14 protein-coding genes are annotated in these 17,891 nt (G+C 68.6%); 11 read left to right on the top strand and 3 right to left on the bottom strand.

Features of this window, described 5'->3' with window-relative positions; genetic code table 11:
* Positions 1-50 precede the first annotated feature (50 nt).
* Both KY572_RS03855 and KY572_RS03850 read left to right on the top strand, forming a co-directional pair.
* Positions 51-836, top strand: coding sequence for a hypothetical protein (locus KY572_RS03855; protein ID WP_224240795.1), 786 nt, complete (start codon positions 51-53; stop codon positions 834-836).
* 113 nt (positions 837-949) lie between these two features.
* Positions 950-1,888 (top strand): NYN domain-containing protein, encoded by a 939-nt coding sequence (locus tag KY572_RS03850; protein WP_224240794.1) that lies wholly within the window; start codon positions 950-952, stop codon positions 1,886-1,888.
* Between the two features lie 200 nt (positions 1,889-2,088).
* Here the strand turns inward: KY572_RS03850 and KY572_RS03845 are convergent, their stop codons facing one another.
* From KY572_RS03845 to KY572_RS03835, 3 genes are all read right to left on the bottom strand, one after another.
* Positions 2,089-3,522, bottom strand: a complete 1,434-nt coding sequence (locus KY572_RS03845) for an NAD(P)(+) transhydrogenase (Re/Si-specific) subunit beta (protein WP_224240793.1) — start codon at positions 3,520-3,522, stop codon at positions 2,089-2,091.
* The gene (locus KY572_RS03840; protein ID WP_224241490.1) at positions 3,519-5,084 is read right to left on the bottom strand and encodes a Re/Si-specific NAD(P)(+) transhydrogenase subunit alpha; all 1,566 of its coding nucleotides are present in this window, start codon (positions 5,082-5,084) and stop codon (positions 3,519-3,521) included. Before KY572_RS03840 ends, KY572_RS03845 begins: the two co-directional genes overlap by 4 nt.
* A 295-nt stretch (positions 5,085-5,379) precedes the next feature.
* Positions 5,380-5,952 carry a bactofilin family protein gene (locus KY572_RS03835; protein ID WP_224240792.1) on the bottom strand — a complete coding sequence of 191 codons (573 nt, stop codon included), beginning with the start codon at positions 5,950-5,952 and terminating at the stop codon, positions 5,380-5,382.
* A 99-nt stretch (positions 5,953-6,051) separates the two neighbouring features.
* Here KY572_RS03835 and KY572_RS03830 point away from each other — a divergent pair, with 99 nt between their 5' ends.
* The 9 genes from KY572_RS03830 to KY572_RS03790 all read left to right on the top strand — a co-directional run bounded on the left by KY572_RS03830 (position 6,052) and on the right by KY572_RS03790 (position 17,770).
* Complete coding sequence (locus tag KY572_RS03830; RefSeq protein WP_224240791.1) at positions 6,052-8,298, top strand: DUF2169 family type VI secretion system accessory protein; 2,247 nt, start codon at positions 6,052-6,054, stop codon at positions 8,296-8,298.
* Positions 8,295-10,238, top strand: a complete 1,944-nt coding sequence (locus tag KY572_RS03825) for a pentapeptide repeat-containing protein (protein ID WP_224240790.1) — start codon at positions 8,295-8,297, stop codon at positions 10,236-10,238. The genes KY572_RS03830 and KY572_RS03825 overlap by 4 nt, the downstream gene beginning before the upstream one ends.
* 69 nt (positions 10,239-10,307) lie before the next feature.
* Entirely contained in the window at positions 10,308-11,192 is an 885-nt protein-coding gene (locus tag KY572_RS03820) for a DUF3540 domain-containing protein (protein WP_224240789.1), read from the top strand.
* Positions 11,193-11,234: 42 nt separating this feature from the next.
* Positions 11,235-11,645 carry a PAAR-like domain-containing protein gene (locus KY572_RS03815; protein ID WP_224240788.1) on the top strand — a complete coding sequence of 137 codons (411 nt, stop codon included), beginning with the start codon at positions 11,235-11,237 and terminating at the stop codon, positions 11,643-11,645.
* A gap of 12 nt (positions 11,646-11,657) precedes the next feature.
* Positions 11,658-13,136, top strand: a complete 1,479-nt coding sequence (locus KY572_RS03810) for a type VI secretion system Vgr family protein (RefSeq protein ID WP_224240787.1) — start codon at positions 11,658-11,660, stop codon at positions 13,134-13,136.
* 29 nt (positions 13,137-13,165) lie between these two features.
* Positions 13,166-14,560: a hypothetical protein gene (locus tag KY572_RS03805; protein ID WP_224240786.1), complete on the top strand. Its 1,395-nt coding sequence runs from the start codon at positions 13,166-13,168 to the stop codon at positions 14,558-14,560.
* A gap of 41 nt (positions 14,561-14,601) precedes the next feature.
* Positions 14,602-16,353, top strand: coding sequence for a serine/threonine protein kinase (locus KY572_RS03800; protein WP_224240785.1), 1,752 nt, complete (start codon positions 14,602-14,604; stop codon positions 16,351-16,353).
* A gap of 84 nt (positions 16,354-16,437) precedes the next feature.
* Positions 16,438-17,103 carry a Wall-associated protein precursor gene (locus KY572_RS03795; RefSeq protein WP_224240784.1) on the top strand — a complete coding sequence of 222 codons (666 nt, stop codon included), beginning with the start codon at positions 16,438-16,440 and terminating at the stop codon, positions 17,101-17,103.
* A complete protein-coding gene (locus KY572_RS03790; RefSeq protein WP_224240783.1) occupies positions 17,081-17,770 on the top strand; it encodes an imm11 family protein in 690 nt (229 codons plus the stop codon). Before KY572_RS03795 ends, KY572_RS03790 begins: the two co-directional genes overlap by 23 nt.
* Positions 17,771-17,891 lie beyond the last annotated feature (121 nt).

Raw genomic sequence — 17,891 nt, 5'->3', positions numbered from 1 at the left:
CGGGGGGCACTCCGTCGCGCTATCCTGGCCAGATGAGACAGCCAGCCAGGGTGTCGAGGAGCACCGTCTGGAGCCATGCCTGTGGGATCGCGTGGCTCTGGAGCCTCCTCGCAGGCTCGGTGGTGTTCGCGGAGCGCCTCACGATCAATCCCGAGACGCGGCTCTCCCTGGACTTCAAGGTGGAGGGGACGACGGCCTGCATCCTGATTCCCCAGCAGGCCTACGATGAGCAGGCGTGCGCGGGGATTCCCCGGGAGGAGGTGGCGGCTCCGCAGGGGAGGGGCCAGAACGTGCGGGCGCTGGTCATCCTGAGGCAGCCCGAGCGGGTGTTCGTCCTCACGGTGGCGAGCATCCCTCGGCCGGGGATCGGCCAGATGTACGATCGGCAGCTCCAGGGCTTCGTCGATGGGACGCTGAAGAACCTGTCCCAGGAGTTCGGGGCCTCGACACACCTCGTGGATGGCAAGGCTCCGGCGTACACCCTCGAGAAGGTGGGAGGCGTTCCGGTGGCGCGTTGGGAGTACACGACGGATCTGCCGGAGGCGGACTCCCGGGCGAACACCGCCAGCGCGGTGGTCTACCTGATTCCTTCGCGCGACACGCTCGACATCCTCTCGCTCAATGCCCACCAGCGGGATCTGGAGGCGGCCCGGAGCGTGGGGGCGCGGATCATCTCCACGATGCAGGTTCCGCTGACGATCGACGTGGAGGCGTTCGGCGGGGACATGTCCATGGCCCTGGGGATGGACTTCGCGAAGGTGCTGGTGCCGGCGGCGCTCGTCCTCCTGGTCGTCGGGTGGATGGGGTGGCGGTACCGGAAGGCTCGGCGCGGATAGGAGAGAGAGAACCCACACCGATTGGCGGGAAGGGTGTAGGGTGGGCCCGTAGCTTCATCCAGCTCCTACCGAGCTCGCGCCTCCACGGCGCCCAGCCCTCTTCGAGACGGCCCTTGAACGGACAGAACGAGCACCGCATCGCCCTCTTCCTCGACTTCGAGAACCTGGTCACCAACACCGGCATCAGCGCCGGCAACTTCGATCTGCAGCCATCGCTCGATCGGCTGCTGGAGAAGGGCAAGGTGGTGTTCCGCCGCGCCTACTGCGACTGGTCCCGCTTCCCGGACGCCAAGACGCGGCTGCACGAGTACGGGGTGGAGCTGCTCGACGTGCCGCCCTCGACGCGCTCGGGGAAGAACGGCGCGGACATGCGCCTGGTCATCGACGCGCTGGAGCTGTGCTACGCGCGCGAGCACATCGACACGTTCGTGATTGCGTCGGGGGACAGCGACTTCTGCCCGCTGGCGTACAAGCTGAGGGAGAACGGCCGCACGGTCATCGGGCTGGCGGTGAAGGGCTCCACGTCACCGCTCTTCGTGAAGGCGTGTGACGAGTTCCTCTACCTGCGGCCCCGGCAGGCCCGCGGGGACAAGGACAAGAGCGACGTCAGCGCCGAGGAGCCGGCACGCGGCTCGCGCTCCGGACACCGAGCCAAGGGGCACGGGAGCAAGGCGGCGGAGGCGGAGAGTGGCGGGGGCACGCAGAAGGGGCGCCCGAAGGTGCCGGACATCGCCCGGTCGGTGGTGAAGCGGCTGCTGGGGAGCGCGGCGGGGCCCATCAACCCGTCGTTGATCAAGGAGACGATCGTCCGAAAGGAGCCGGACTTCGACGAGCGCGATCATGGCTTCGCGACCTTCGCCAAGCTGCTCGAGGCGATGGAGCAGGAGGGGCTGCTCAAGCGTCAGCAGCAGGGGCGGCAGTGGTACGTGGTGACGCCGGAAGCGGCGCCTCCGGCGCGCGGTGGGCACTCCAAGCGAGGCGCGGCGCGCGAGGAGGTGGAGGACGAGGAGGACCTGGAGTCGTACCCCGATCCGGAGGACTCGGAGGGGTAGGGCCCGGAGTGGGTTGGCGCTCGCTGAGGGCCCTGCTCAGTCTCTCTCCACCCGCCGAGGCTTCTGGATGACAGTGCCGTCTATACTGATGCCCTCCTCGCTCTGTAGGGCGCCTCATGGCATCTCGTCTGACCGTGGCGGGCGAGGCGTATCCGGGGAAGAGGGCAGCATCCGCCGTTCACGCCATGCTGCCCCCAGGCTCACGCCGCCTTGGACCGGCTGACAGACGCCAGCAGTGACTCGATCGACTTGCGCGCATCGCCGAACAGCATGCGCGTGTTGTCCAGCAGGAAGAGCGGGTTCTCCACTCCCGCGTAGCCCGCCGCCATGCCGCGCTTGAGCACCACCACCAGCTTGGACTTCCACACCTCCAGCACCGGCATCCCGTAGATCGGGCTGGACGCATCATCCAGCGCCCCCGGGTTGACGATGTCGTTGGCGCCAATCACGAGCACCACGTCCGTGCTCGCGAAGTCGTGGTTGATGTGCTCCATCTCCTGGACGATGTCGTACGGCACGCCCGCCTCGGCCAGCAGCACGTTCATGTGCCCGGGCAGCCGGCCCGCCACCGGGTGGATGGCGAAGCGCACGTTCACGCCCTGCTCGCGCAGCTCCCGCGTCAGCTCCTCCACCGCGTTCTGCGCGCGCGCCACCGCCATGCCGTAGCCCGGCACGATGATGACGCTCCGCGCCGAGCGCAGCCGAGCCGCCGTCTCGTCCGCGGACAGCTCGCGCACCTCGCCGGAGCGAGGCCCCTCGGACGCCTTCACGTCCCCCGTGCCGAAGCCACCGAACACGACGTTCAGGATCGACCGGTTCATCGCGCGGCACATGATGATGGACAGGATCGCGCCGCTGGCGCCCACCAGCGCCCCGGTGACGATGAGCAGATCGTTGGCCAGCACGAAGCCCGCCGCCGCCGCCGCCCACCCCGAGTAGCTGTTGAGCAGCGACACCACCACCGGCATGTCCGCGCCGCCAATCGCCATCACCAGGTGGATGCCCAGCAGGCCCGCCAGCACCGTCATCACCAGCAGCCACATCAACCCCATGCCCGGCCCGCTGGCCGCCACGAAGGGCACCGCCAGCGCCACGATGCCCACGGCGATCGCGGCGTTGATCAGGTGCCGGCCCGGCAGCAGCAACGGCTTGCCGGAGATGCTCCCGCGCAGCTTGGCCCACGCGATGATGGAGCCCGTGAAGGTGATCGCGCCCACGGCCACGCCCACCCAGATTTCCACCATGGCGACGACATGGGCCGCGCCCGCCGTCGCGTGCGAGCCCGCCCGAGGCGCCAGATAGGACGAGATGCCCACCAGCACGGCCGCAAGCCCCACGAAGCTGTGGAGGATGGCGACCAGCTCCGGCATCCCCGTCATCTCCACCCGCTTCGCGAGCACCGAGCCGATCACCGAGCCGACCAGCACCGAGCCCACCAGCAGCGGCAGCCCCGCGCCGAACGAGCCCTCGCGGGTGACCAGCCACGTGAAGCCGGCCACGCCCACGGCGAGCGCCATGCCGAGCATGCCGTACAGGTTGCCGCGCGCCGCGGTCTCCTGCTTGGAGAGGCCTCCCAGGCTGCGGATGAAGAGCACCCCCGACAGGAGGTAGGCGACAGTCGTCACGCCGTTCATGCGCCACCTCCGGGATTCTTCCGGAACATCTTCAGCATGCGTTGCGTCACCAGGAAGCCACCCGCGATGTTGATCGCCGCGACGAGGACGGCGATCGCGCCCAGGATGGAGGCCAGATCGACCTCGCCTCCTCCTATCTGGAGCATGCCGCCGATGATGATGATGCCGCTGATGGCGTTGGTGACGCTCATCAGGGGCGTGTGCAGGGCCGGAGAGACGCTCCAGATGACCTGCCAGCCCACGAAGCAGGCCAGGATGAAGACCGTGAAGTGCTTGAGGAAGTCCTCGGGAGCGAAGCGGCCCAGCAGGAACAGGATGCCAATCATCAGCAGCCCGCCGATCGTCGTCCCCCAGGCCCGACGCGTGGGAGCCATGATGGCCTGCTGCTGAGGCTTCGCGTCCGCCGGAGGAGGCTTCGGTGCCGGCTTGGGCGCCGCGGCGGGGGAGGGCTCCTTGCGCGGAGGCGGCGGCAGCAATTCGCCCCCGTGGGTGAGGAGCGCCGGGCGCACCACGTCGTTCTCCAGATCGACGCGGAACTTCTCGCCAGGGCCCATCTCGGTGATCAGGTGCACCAGGTTGTTGGCGAAGAAGCGGCTGGCGGTGCCGGCCATGCGGCTGGCCAGATCCGTGAAGCCGATGATCTTCACGCCGTTGAACTCGACGATCTCCCCCGGCTTGCACAGCTCGCAGTTGCCGCCCTGCTCGGCGGCCATGTCCACGACGACGGAGCCGGGCTTGAGCTTTTCCACCACGTCCCGAGGCAGCAGGATCGGCGCCCGGGTCCCGGGCACGAGCGCGGTGGTGATGATGATGTCCACCTCCGCCGCCTGCTTGCGGAACAGGGCCATCTCCGCCTCGATGAACTCCTTGCTCATCGTCTTGGCGTAGCCGCCCCCGCCATCGCCGCTCTCCTGGATGTCCACCTGGAGGAAGGAGGCTCCCAGGCTCTCGACCTGCTCACGCGCCGCGGCACGCACGTCGAACGCGCGCACCTCCGCGCCCAGGGACTTCGCCGCGGCGATCGCGGCCAGGCCCGCCACTCCGGCGCCGATGATGAGCACCTTCGCTGGCGGACTGGCGCCCGCGGCGGTGATCTGCGGACCGAAGAAGCCCTGGTAGTGCTGCGCGGCCTCGATCACCGCGCGATAGCCCGCCAGGTTCGCCATGGAGCTGAGCACGTCCATCTTCTGGGCGCGCGTCACCCGAGGGATGCGCTCCAGCGCGATGGCCGACAGCTTCAGCGACTGGAGGACCGGGGGCAATTCCGGGTTGCGCTCCGGCTGCAGCAGCGAGATGAGCGTGGCGCCCGGGCGCGCCCGTGAAGCCTCCTCCGGCGTCGGAGGCCGGACCTTCACGATGACGTCCGCGGCCTTCCAGAGCGCATCCGCCGTCTCCGCCAGCGTGGCGCCCGCGGCGACATATGCCTCGTCGGCGATGCCGGAGTCGGTGCCCGCGCCTCGCTCGACCGAGACTTCGAAGCCGAGCTCACGGAGTTTGCGAATGGACTCGGGGGTCGCGGCGACACGCCGCTCACCGGGGAGGATCTCTCGAGGGACTCCGATGCGAATGACAGCCTCCTAGCCGAGGGGTGCGCGGAAGATAGCCGCAAAAGGCGGCAAACCCCTACGGCAGAACAACCCGGCAGGTTCCACCGAGCGAAGGCTGTCAGGCCTCTTCCATGGCGAGAGGGCAGGGGAGCGAGAGGCCAATCCCAGAAGTGAGCAGGATTTGGGAGTTCCCAGGCCATCCGAGCGGGGAGGACCAGGGCCCTTGCGCCCTCTCTCCTGGCTGCTCGAAGAGAGAGAGGGGCAGGGGCCGAAGCCTCACTCCGGACCCATGAGCCGAGGCAGGGGCGGCCTAGTCGTCGTGGTCATCCTCGTCGTCATCGTCACTGAGGGTGATCTGGCAATCGGAGTTCTCGAGGGCTTTCTTGAGGAAGCTCTTCGCCAGATCGTCCCCATTGATGTTGAGGGAGAAGCTGACCTGGTCACCACCCACGGTGGCCCCCTCGCCGAGCTGGAGGGTGCCGCCGAGCGCCACCGCATCCCCCTCCACCCGGGCGTTCTTCTGGAGGCGCAGCTCGCCGCCGAGCGCGACGACATCCCCCTTCACCCGCGCCCCTTCCTCGATGGTGATCCTGCCGTGGATGGAGACCACGTCCTCCACCACCGCGCCCTTCCGGATCAGGACGTCCCCATCCACCGCCACGGCATCCCTGGTCTTCTCGCCGGCGTTGATGACCAGGTTGGTGCCTTGAACGGCGCGGCTGCCATCCTTGGAGTGGACGGAGCACTGCACGCGAGGGGACGCGGAGTTCCGGGCCGGGGCTGGCTTGGGCGCTGATGCCTGGGGTTTACCAGAGTCCTCCGCGAGTGCGGGCAGGGACAGGAGGCTGCAGAGGGCCAGGGTGGGCAGGCACATCGAGCGCATGATCGGACTCCGTGGAGAGGTGCGGTACGCTCTCTACGGGGGAGGCCCGGAGCTATTGCTTCGGGGGAGGCTCATCTAAGCTCCGCCGCCGGAAACGCCATGGACATCGTCAAGGACACCGTGATGGAAGTGGGGTACCTGCTCTGGCAGGTGCGGCCTCCGCGCCCTTCGTTGACGGTCATCGCCAAGGCCACGTTCGCGCTGGTGCCAGACGGCACGTGCACGCTCGCCGAGGAGCAGCAGCCAGTCACAGGCCCCGTCTTCCATGACGAGGATCCGCTCAAGAGCATGCGCCTGGACACGGACTTCGCCGTCTGGAAGATCCGGGGCGAGTGCTTCCTCGCGGGCACCTGCCATCCGCCCGGCGGCAAGCCCGCGCAGACCTCTGCGGTGGCCTTCCAGGTGGGCAAGGTGTCCAAGACGCTGGCGGTGATCGGGGATCGCACCTGGTCGAGCCTGGGCGTCCTGAGCGCGCCCAAGCCCTTCACCTCCATGCCCCTGAGCTACGAGCGCAGCTTCGGCGGGCCGGGCAACGACGCCAACCCGCTGGGCAGCCCCGTCCCCAACATCGAGGATCCGCGCGAGCTCATCACCTCGCCCCGGTCCAAGCCCAGGCCCGCGGGCGCCTTCCCCCTCCTTCCCGACTGGAAGAGCCGGCAGCAGCGGGCGGGGCGCTACGACAAGAAGTGGCTGACCACCCGCTGGCCGTTCTTCCCCGAGGACTTCGACGGCAGCTTCTTCAACGCCGCGCCCCAGGATCAGTGGATCGAGGGCTACTGGAAGGGAGACGAGGACATCGTCCTGCAGAACCTGCACCCTCGCCACGCGGTGCTGCGGACGCGGCTGCCCGGCCTGCGCGCTCGCGCCTTCCTGATGGAGAAGGACACGGGCTTCCGCGAGGTGCCCCTGCGCCTGGACACGATCACCGTGGACGCGGATGCGGGCGTGGCGCTCGTGCTCTGGCGCGGCATGGTCGAGGTGAAGACCGAGGCCCTGGACGAGGTGGACTTCCTCTACCTCGCCCACGAGCCCCTGAGCGCGCCCCTCTCCCCGGAGGCGCACCAGGCCCGCTTCCAGCAGAAGCTCGCCGAGCGGGAGAAGGAGGACGAGGACTTCGAGCCGGAGGCTCCGCCGCCCTCGCCCGAGCCGCTCATCGAGGCCGCGCCCGAGAGCGCCGAGCCCCAGGCCCCCGAGCCTCCCGACACCGAGGCGAAGATCCGGGAGCTGCTGGGCCCGCCCCCGCCGGACACCGTGGATCCCAAGGCTGCCGTGCCTCCGGACGAGAAGGCGGAGGTACTGAAGAAGGCCTTCGCCGCCGCTGGACTGAAGGAGGCGGAGGGGGTCAAGGAGCTCCTCGCGGAGATCGATGAGCCCGAGGAAGCCACCGAGCTGGCCACCCAGATCGAAGTGGACACGGGGCCGCAGGGGCTCCGCCAGCAGCTGCTGCGCCGGGTGAAGGCCAAGCAGCCCGTGGCCGGCGAGGACTGGACCGATGCGGACCTCTCCGGGCTGGACCTGCGCGGCGTCGATCTGTCCGGGGCGATCCTCCAGAACGCATCGCTGCGAGGCGCAAGGCTGGACGAGGCGAAGCTGGACGGCGCGATCCTCTCGGGAGCAGACCTCTCCGGCGCGAACCTGAGCAAGGCCAGCCTCACCGCCGCGGAGCTCACCGGCGTGAAGGCCGCCTCCGCTCGCTTCGACGAGGCGAACCTCGAGGACGCCACGCTCAACGGAGGGGACTTCTCCCAGGCCTCCTTCCAGAAGGCAAGGTGCGCTCACGTGCAGCTCGTGGAGGCGCGTCTGCCCAAGGCCGATCTCCGCGAGGCCTGCCTGGACGAGGCGGATCTCACCGGTGCACTGCTGGCGGACGCGCGCCTCGAGGGAGCGAGCCTGAAGGACACGGAGCTGGCGGGAGTGGATGCCAGCCGCGCCAACTTCGATGGCGCCAACCTCACGCAGCTCCGGGCGTCGCGGAAGGTGCGCATGGCCCAGGCCTCCTTTAAGCGCGTGCAGGCGGCGAACTCCCGGTGGGGTGGGGCGTTCCTGGACGAGGCGGACTTCAGCTTCTCCGAGCTGGAGCGGGCGGACTTCAGCGGCGCCTCGCTGGTGAAGGCGCGCTTCGGAGGCTGCAACCTGCCGCACAGCCGCTTCGCGAGCGCTCGGATGGTGGGCGCGTCGATGCTCAAGGCCAACGTCTTCGAGGGCCTCTTCGAGGCCGCGGATCTGTCCCACGCGGATCTGCGAGGCGCCAACCTCTTCGGCGCCGAGTTCTGGAAGGCCCAGACGGCCACCACGCGGCTGGAGCTGGCCATCCTCACCCGAACCAAGCTGGCGGATCGCTCATGAGGGTGCTGCGAACCATCGAGGAGATCTCCCGGGAGCTGGAACTCGGGGGCCTGCGCGAGGTGCTCATCCAGGGCCTGAGCCTGAGCGGCTACGACTTCGCCTCGCGCCCGCTCGTGCGCGTGCGCTTCGAGAAGGTGGACCTGAGCGGCGCGAAGTTCACCGAGGCCCAGTGCATCGAGGTGGTGTTTCGCGGCGTGAACCTGCGCGAGGCGGACTTCACCCGCGCGCTGCTCCAGGCCGTGGATCTCTCCGGAGACGGAGAGCTGCGGGTGGACGCGACGGGGGCCCGCTTCGAGCAGGCGGACCTCAGCAAGGCCCGGCTGGGCGGCGCATGCCTGGCGGGCGCGCACCTGGAAGAGGCGCTGCTGACGGACGCGGATCTCACCCGCACCGAGCTGACCGGGGCCTTCCTGGCGAACGCGGAGCTCTCGGGGGCGCAGCTGGTGGAGGCCCGAGCGGAGGGCGCGGACTTCCGAGGCGCGACGCTCCACGGCACCCTGCTGGAGCGGGGCCGGTTCTCCAAGGCCTGCTTCGCCGAGACCCGCCTCACCGCCTGCAACGTGAAGGGCGCCGTCATGGACGGCGCGGATCTGGAGGGCGCCGATCTCCAGAAGACCGCCCTCGCCACGGCCGCCGTGCTGCCCACGCGGCTGGTGCGGGCGCGGCTCGCGAAGATGAAGCTCACCAAGGTCTCCTGGGCCGACGCTCAGCTCGCGGGCGCGGACCTGAGCGGCTCGGATCTGCGGGAGGCCGTGCTGGAGCGGGCGGATCTCTCCGGGTGCACGCTCGACGAGACCGACCTGACTGGCGCCCGCCTGGACGGGGCGGATCTCCGCGAGGCCAGCGCCATGGGCGCGCGCTTCGAGCAGGCCTCCCTGCGTCAGGCGCGGCTCGAGGGGGCTCATGTGACGGGCGCTCGGTTCCAGGGCGCCACGCTCGTCGGCGCGAAGCTGGAGGGCTCCAAGCTGGAGGAAGCGGACCTGCGCCAGGCGAAGCTGGAGGGCGTCCGGCTGACGAAGCTGGCCCTGCCGGGGGCGAACCTGGAGGGCATGGACCTGCGGGGCCTGGATCTCTCGGGAACCGATCTCACGGGCGCGCGGCTCGTGGGCGCGCAGCTGGAAGGGGCGCGGCTCGAGGAGACCGTCCTCAATGGCGCAGCGCTGACCCAGGTGAACCTCGCGGGCGCGAAGCTCATGGGCGCGCTGCTGGAGGAGGCCGATCTCCAGGAGGCAAACCTGGAGCAGGCCAACCTGGAGGGCGCGCAAGTCGCTGGCGCGGCGCTCGCCAAGGCCCGGCTGGTGGGTGCGCGGCTCGTGGGCGCGGATCTGGATGGCGCCAACCTGGAGGGGGTCCTGCTCCAGGGCGCGGATCTCACCCGCTGCAGCCTGATCGGAGCCAAGGCCGCCCGGCAGGACTTCTCCCGCTGCGAGCTCACCGACGTGGACCTCTCCCAGGCCGACCTCACCGGCGCGAACCTGTCCGCCGTCTCCGCGAAGCAGGCCAACTTCTCCGGTGCCAACCTCACCGAGGCGAAGCTGCGCGACGCGAAGCTGCGCTCGGCCGACTTCTCCCGGGCGCGGCTGGAGCGAGCGGACCTCTCCCAGGCCGACCTCTGGCAGGCCCACTTCCGGCACGCCAGCGCGCTCAAGGCCTCGTTCACCCGCTGCCGGCTGGACAACGCCTTGTTCGTTCACGCGGACCTGCGCAGCGCGAACCTGTCTCACATCCACGCCCCCGGCGCCGACTTCTCCCACGCCCACCTGGAGCTGGCCGACTTCACCTCGGCCCACCTGAAGGGTGGCAAGCTGCACCGGATCTCCGATGCCGGCACGCGCTGGAACCAGGCGGTGCTCACCGACGTCGAGCGCACGGATCCCGCTCTGGCCGCCGCCGAGGACTTCAAACCTGGCCGGTCCGGTGGCGGCGCTCCGGCGGGGTGACGCGTCAGGTCATTCGTCCGCGCGGGGTTGCTTCGCGTGGGAGGAATCCAGGAAGCTCCAGAAAAGACCATGCAGAAGCCTCAGCACAGTCCGTCCCAGGAAGATTCACTCGAAGTCACGACGCCCACGCTGCGCCCCGCCACGGTGAAGGCCGTGTCTCACGGGCGCGTCACGCTGGAGGTGGAGGGGCAGGCGCCCGTGTCCGCGCTGATGGCGGTGCCCGCTCCGTACACGCCGCGCGTGGGGGACTCCGTCCTCGTGGCGCCCGGCCCCGGCGGGGAGCGCTACGTGGTGGGCGTGCTGGTGGCCCTGCGCGAGGCCACGCCGCCGCTGGTGCTCCGGGATGGGACCAGCGCCGAGGTCTCCGAAGGGCCCGAGGGTGAGGTGCTCTCCGTGCGGGACGCCACCGGTCGCCTCGTCTTCGAGCACCACGCCGCCGCCCACCGCAGCGTCGTCCACGCCGCGGGCAACCTCGAGCTGCGCGCGGATGAGGGCGGCATCCTGCTCTCCGCGCGGGACGCGGTGCGCGTGCACAGCGCTCGCGAGGTGCGGCTGGAGTCCGATCACGCGGTGCGGCTGGGCACCACGCCCGGCGGTGATCGCCCCGCCTCCACGCTGGCGATGGACGCGCGCGGCACCCGGCTGGACACGCCGCGGCTGGACGCTCGCGCGGACACGGCCCGGGCGGAGCTGGACGAAGTCTCGCTCACGGCTCGCGCGCTCAGCACCACCGTCCAGAAGGCTCACCACGCGGTGGACGTGCTGGAGGTGCAGGCCGGCCGCATCCTCGAGCGCGCGGAGAACGTCTACCGCGACGTGAAGGAGCTGGCCCAGACGCGCGCGGGCCGCGTGCGCCTGTTCGCCGAGACGACCTTCCACCTCTTCGGACGGCGGACGCTCTTCAAGGCCAAGGAAGACCTCAAGCTCAAGGCGGACAAGATCCACCTGGCGTGAGCCCCCTGGGCTCCACGCGTTCGATCTTCAAGGAGTGGCGACATGTTTCCGGCTTCAACCAAGGGGGGAGGGATGTGCTTCGCCTTCCCCAACGTCTGCAAGACTCCCGCGGCGCCCTCGCCCATCCCCATCCCGTACCCGAGCATCGGGCAGTGCTCGAACGCCAGCGGAGACACCTGCAGCAAGAAGGTGAAGATCCTCAACAAGGCGGTGCTCACCAAGGCCTCGGAGATCTCCTCCACGCAGGGAGATCAGGCCGGCACGCTCAAGGGCATGGTGTCCCAGACGACGGGGGACAAGGCCGCCTACAAGACGTCCGCGAGCAAGGTGCTGGTGGAGGGCAACGAGATCGTCACCCACCTGAAGATGGTGGGGCAGAACGGCTCGAACGCCAACTCACCGCCGGGGACCCAGGTGGCCCCCAGCCAGGTGAAGGTCATCGTCGCTCCGTGATCGGGAACCGCCATGCCTGAGCTGCTCATCGAGAACAACGTGACGTTCCTCTCCTCGGCCCTCGGGCCGGAGGAGCTGGTGCTGCTGAGCCTGAAGGGCCGCGAGGCCATCAGCGAGCTGTACTCCTTCGAGCTGTGGCTGGCCGGCGAGGGCGAGGTGGCCCTGGCCTCCGACACCATCGAGGACGTGATGGCGGGCACCGTGGGCGTGGCCTTCGGGCTCGGCTTCGAGTTCCCCATCTGGGGCGTGCTCAAGGAGATCGAGCTCGTCGCGCGCGACGACAGCCGGGCGCCGCTCTACCGCGCGGTGATGGTGCCGAGGCTCTGGTACACCACGCAGACGCGCCGCTCTCGCGTGTACCAGGGCTCCACCGTGCGGGAGATCGTCACCGCGGTGCTGAAGGACGCGGGCATGAAGGAAGGGGAGCACTTCGACTTCAAGCTCGAGGGCACCTACCCCAAGCGCGAGTACGTGCTGCAGTACCAGGAGACGGACTTCGACTTCTGCTGCCGCCTGCTGGAGCACGAGGGCATCAGCTTCTTCTTCGAGCAGACGGTGAAGGGCGAGAAGATCCTCTTCGTGGACGCCAACGGCAAGTTCGGCAAGCTGGAGGGGCACGAGAGCATCGCCTACCTGCAGCGGGACGGCGCCACGGATCCCGGCGAGTCCATCTGGAGCATGTCGTGCAACCACCGGATGGTGCCCCGGCAGGTGACGCTGCGCGACTACAACTACCGCACGCCCACGGTGCCGCTGCTGGCGCACCAGCCGGTGCAGGAGAAGGGGCGCGGGCACCAGGTGCTCTACGGCGAGCACTTCAAGGACGCGGGAGAGGGCAAGCGCCTGGCGAAGGTGCGCTCCGAGGAGTTCAACGCGCGCCGCAACGTGTACGTGGGCAAGAGCCGCGTGCGCGCCCTGCGCAGCGGGCACCTGTTCACCCTCACGGGCCACCCGCTGGGCCAGTTCGACCAGCGCTACCTCGTCACCGAGGTGCTGCACCAGGTGGATCAGACGCCCGTCTCGGAGTTCACCGAGGGCGCGCGGGGCACGCAGGGGTACACGAACTCCTGGGTCGGAATCCCCGCCGACGTGCCCTTCCGTCCCGAGCGCCGCACGCCCAGGCCGCTGGTGAGCGGCGTGCTGAACGGAGTGGTGGACGGGCCCGTCAACGGCGCCGCGGCGCCGCTGGACGAGCAGGGGCGCTACCACGTGCTGATGCCCATCGACACCGTGGGTCGCGCCGGGGGCCGGGCCTCGCGGGCCGTCCGCATGCTGCAGGCCAGCAGCGGCGCCAACTACGGCATGCACCTGCCGCTGCACGTGGGCACCGAGGTGGCCATCGGCCACGTCAATGGAGATCCGGATCGCCCCGTCATCATCGGCTCGGTGCCCAACCCCGAGACGATGACGCCCGTGGTGGAGGACAACGCCACCCAGAGCGTCATCCGCACCCGCGCCGGCATCCACGTCGAGTTCGAGGACGACGCCTGAGCGTCCCTGCCTTCTAGAGGAATCCGATCATGCCTTCCCCTTCGCCTCAGAATCGCCAGGGCTCCGACCGCAACGGTGGGGACTCCCAGCCAGAGAGCGGCAAGAACCTGCCGAACAAGCTCGTCATCGTCACGGACGACGTCGTCGCGGCCCCGGAGCCTGTGTCGTCGCTGCAGCGGTTCCGGGTGCACGTGCCCAAGCCGGACACGCAGTTGCTGCTCGGCGAGCGCGCCAAGGGCACCCCAGCGGGGGTCCCGACGTTCGGCTACACCGGCGCGTCGCTCCAGACGGTGGGCAACCTCTTCATCGACGTGAAGGAGGACATCGTCATCCAGAATCAGGGCTTCACCCTGATGCAGACCCAGGATCTGTGGCAGCAGTACTCCACGAGCCTGATGGAGCTCAGCTCGCCCGCGGCGGTGAAGGTGGTGGGCGGCCAGGTGTTCCTGGGGGCCACGGACTCCGTGCAGGCGCCGTCGCTCCGGGTCAACAACGGCGCGGATCTGTCGCCCAACACCGGCAATGATCTGACGCCCGCCATGGCGCACCTGGCGGCGGTGGGCAGCGGCTGGGACATCGGCCTGTCGGTGCTGAGCCTGGTGGCGACGGCCGTCTTCTTCTCGCCGCTGGACGTCAAGGACACCAACAGCTGGATCAAGACGGCCGAGACGGCCTGGTCCACGGGCAAGAAGCTCTATGACTTGAAGAAGAAGTTCGACCCGCCCACCCCCAAGAAGGACGTGAACATCTACGGGAAGGAGGGGGTGAACATCATGACGCCCAAGAAGGTGTCGCTCACGGCCGAGGACAGCGTGAAGGTGTTCGCCAGCTGGGGCGTGACGATCTCCAGCGCCGCGAGCAGCACGATGATGGCGGTGCAGGGCGTGAAGTGCTTCGGCGGCCTGAAGGCCTCGCTGGAGGGCGGCACCTACGCGGACGTGAAGGCGGGCGTGGCGCTGGGCGTCTCGTGCCTGCGCGGCAAGCTCAAGCTCAAGGCCTTGGAGATCGAGATCGGCTCGCACGATCCCAAGTGGACGCAGCTGGCCACCACGAAGATCAAGGTGAAGGCGCTGCAGGAGATCGCCTTCGACTCGAAGCAGACCTTCAAGGTCAACACCGGCAAGTCCACCAAGGTGGAAGCCAAGGAGAACTTCGAGGTGAAGGCGGACAAGGCCGTCCGCATCCAGGTGGGCTCCTACTGCATCGAGGTGAAGACGGACGGCATCAAGATCGGCAAGGGCGACAACGGCACGCCGTCCGATCCGATCATCACAGTGAAGGGCCGCAACATCATCCTGAAGTCCTCCGGGATGCACGCCAAGGTGCAGGACTCGAGCGTGCAGCTGGGCAACCGGAGCACCTACGTGAACATCGTGGACAGCGGCAACGTGATGGTGAAGGGTAACCTCATCAAGCTGGGGTAGGGTCGCGGGGCTGGCCCGCGTCCCGAGCCCTCCGTGTCCACATGAGCCTGACAGAATCGCCCGCCGTCGAGTCGGATGGCCCGTCCAAGGGGGCCTCCACGTGTCCCATCTGTGGAGCCCGGCTCACGGAGGCTCGCTGCGCGGCGTGCGGAGCGGCGGCCCATCCGGGGGGCTACGCGGTGCAGCGGCTGATCGCGCAGACGCAGCACAGCCGCGTGTACCTGGCTCGGGGGACCCAGGGCCAGGAGGTGGCGCTCAAGGAGCTGCTGCTGGCGCAGATCCCGGGGACCCAGCAGCTGGATGCCTTCGAGCGGGAGGCTCGGCTGCTGGAGACGCTCTCGCATCCGCGCATCCCCAAGCTGCTGGGGCACTTCCAGGAGGGGCAGGGGGCGGGTCTACGGCTCTACCTGGCCGCCGAGTACGTCGCGGGTGAGACCCTGCTGGACCGGCTGTCCCACCATGCGTTCAGCGAGGAAGAGGCCCAGGTGATCGGCCTCCAGGTGCTGGAGCTGCTGGACTACCTGCACGGGCGCAAGCCGCGGATCCTCCACCGGGACATCAAGCCGGCCAACCTCATCCGCCAGCCGGACGGATCGATCGTCCTGGTGGACTTCGGCTCCGCGAGGGAGTCCGCGCGGGGGGCCACGGTGGGCTCCACGCTCGTGGGAACGTTTGGCTACATGCCTCTGGAGCAGCTGGGCGGCACGGTGGACGTCACCAGCGATCTGTATGCGCTGGGGGCTTCGCTGGTGCACCTGCTGGGGGGCACTCCTCCGTCGGACCACTTTCATCCGGATCGCGGGCTGGACCTGGGGCACCTGGAAGCGCCGGTCCTGAGCACGTGGCTCCGGAAGATGACGGCGCTCAAGCCCGAGGATCGGTACTCCAGCGCGGCGGCGGCTCGGCAGGCGCTGGCCGCGCTCAAGCCCGGGGGGAGAGTTCCCGCGCGTCCGGTGAAGGCGGCGCCCGTGGCGCTCTCGCCGGATGCGCCTGCTGCCCTGGCGCGACTCCAGCAGGAGGCCCAGGCGGCCCGGGCGACCACGGCGAAGTCCGTGGGGCGCCAGAAGCGAGAGGCGATCGAGGCGGCCCGGGGCGAGGCGAGGGATCGCGACAAGCAGAAGGCTCGCCACGAGGATGACCGGCTCTCCCTGCTGGACTTCTACAAGATGGCCAGCCCGGTGTTCCTGTCACCGGCCGTGCTGCCCTGGGTGGGGTTGCTGCTGGGCACGGGCGTGTACGCCAGCTTCCCGGCGTTCGACCTGATGCCGATTCCCGCGCTCGATACGGTGGCCGGGATCCAGTTCGGGGCGGGAGTGCTCGCGGCGTCCTATGCGGCGCTCGGGGGACCCTCGCTGATCCGGGCGTTGCTGTGGCTGAGTTCTTTCCGGCGGCTTCCATTCTCACTAGAGGGCCTGGGCCAGTTGGTGCATCGAGGGGACGGAGACGCGCGCAAGTTCATCCGTTGCACGCTGCGCCTCCGGCTGAAGGAGACGGCTCCTTCGCCCCAGGCGGCCTCCACGCTGAAGACTGCGAAGGCCACGGCGCTGAAGCTGGCCGTCGACCGCGCCAACCATGTCGTCAGCCGCATGGCGGGGAATTCGGAGTACTTCCAGAAGCTCCGCTGGAGCGTTCAGGGAGACAAGGCCGAGGGATTCGCCAACTGGCGCGTCGGAGGGCTGCTCCTGTCCGTCTGCAAGGAGAGCCTGGCCCCCTTGCAGCGCGACCTTGGAGTACTCGAGGCTGTGGTCATCGAGCCCTCCGACGAGGAGTTCACGCTTCCCGACGGGGATTGAGCCGGGGTGGACTACCCCAGGCTCGTCTCACGACGGACAGATGTTTCCTCGCAGAGCACAGAGCCTATGCAAGCCCCGAACAGCATGCTGAAAGCCTGGGTGCCCATCACGCTGATGGGCCTCGTGGTGGGTTGCTCCTCGGGGGCCCACTTCAACGCGAGCCGTCCGATCGACGCGAGCAGTCCAACCGATACCAGCGAGCCAGTCTACCTGGCTCAAATCTCCTGTTGGGATACGGAGAGCTGCTGCATCGTGAGGGATCCTCTGACTGCTGCCAATCGCTGCATGGTCAGCCCAGCGAGGATTGCCGAAGTCCTCAGCCGGGTGAAGACGGTCTACGGGACGACGCAGCCCGGAGCGGCGAGGCTCAAGGAAGAGGCTCAAGCGAAAGAGGACGCCGAGTTCGCCGAAGCCGCCGAAGCCGAAGGACAGGCCGCGCCCGAGCCGCCCGACTGCCAGGGACAGAACCACCACGTCATCTCTCGGCCTATTGCCAAGGCGCTGGAGGATCACAAGAACCTCAATGGGCTGTACGAGCCTAGGGATGAACGCTTCGTAGCCAAGGCGAAGGACAAGGAGTCCCACTGCGGCTACCAGAAATGGCACCGTGACCTGGATCTGGAGGTCATCCGGTGGCTCAGGCGCTTCGACGAGGCAACGCAGAAGGAGTTCGAGGCGTTCCTGCACGCGATCTACAAACGCGAGGACATGCTCAAGAGGTTTCCCCATGGCTTCGGACCTGCCACCTGATCCTCATTTCTTCGTGCTCGAAGATGATGTGTGGGGCCCCTACGACACCAGGTTCAGCAAGGCCGAACCCGTCAATCGGGGCAACCCGCCCCCATGCCCGAAGTGTGGAAAGACCATCGGCATGCTGACATGGCTGCCACCGTACCGCGCCGAGTTGGAACCACATGGTCAGGGTCTCGGCGACTTCGTGGGAGGCCCCGGCAATGAGGTCCTCATCTCAGAGCGGATGAGGGAGGCTTTTCAGGCGGAGGGGCTCACCGGGCTGCTCGGCTTCCATCCTGTGGAGGTGGTACGCGTACGGAGAAAGCGCAAGAGTCCCAAGCCCGATACAGTGCCTCGTTACTTCGCCGTCACCGCCCGTTTCGGACCTGGGGCAGTCGATGAGGCGCGCAGTCGCTTGCGCCGTATCAAGCCCGTGACATGCCCTGAGTGCCGCAATACAGGAGTGGACTCCATTCACGGCTTTGCTCTGGAGCCGGGCACCTGGCAGGGCGAGGACGTATTTCGCCCTCGTGGCCTCCAGGGGGACATCGTCGTCTCCGAGCGCTTCGTCCAGTTCGTCCAGAGGCACGGGTTTACGAACATGAAATGGATCCCTACGGAGGAGTACGTCTCGGATCCGCTTCGCCTTGGCCCCCCGGCAGACAACCCTATGTCTCGCACGTGACGAGCAATGAAGGGCCTGCGTCCGAAGCGAGGGATGGCTGGCCGATTGACCTAGCGGAGATTCTCCTCCGAAATGCCCCTCAAACCCTTTAGGCTGATGCTCTGGCTTCCACGGGCGGACT

Origin of the sequence: Hyalangium gracile, assembly GCF_020103725.1 — a bacterium.
In the GTDB taxonomy this organism is placed as follows: Bacteria; Myxococcota; Myxococcia; order Myxococcales; family Myxococcaceae; genus Hyalangium; species Hyalangium gracile.
This window is presented reverse-complemented; position numbering and strand designations above follow the sequence as displayed.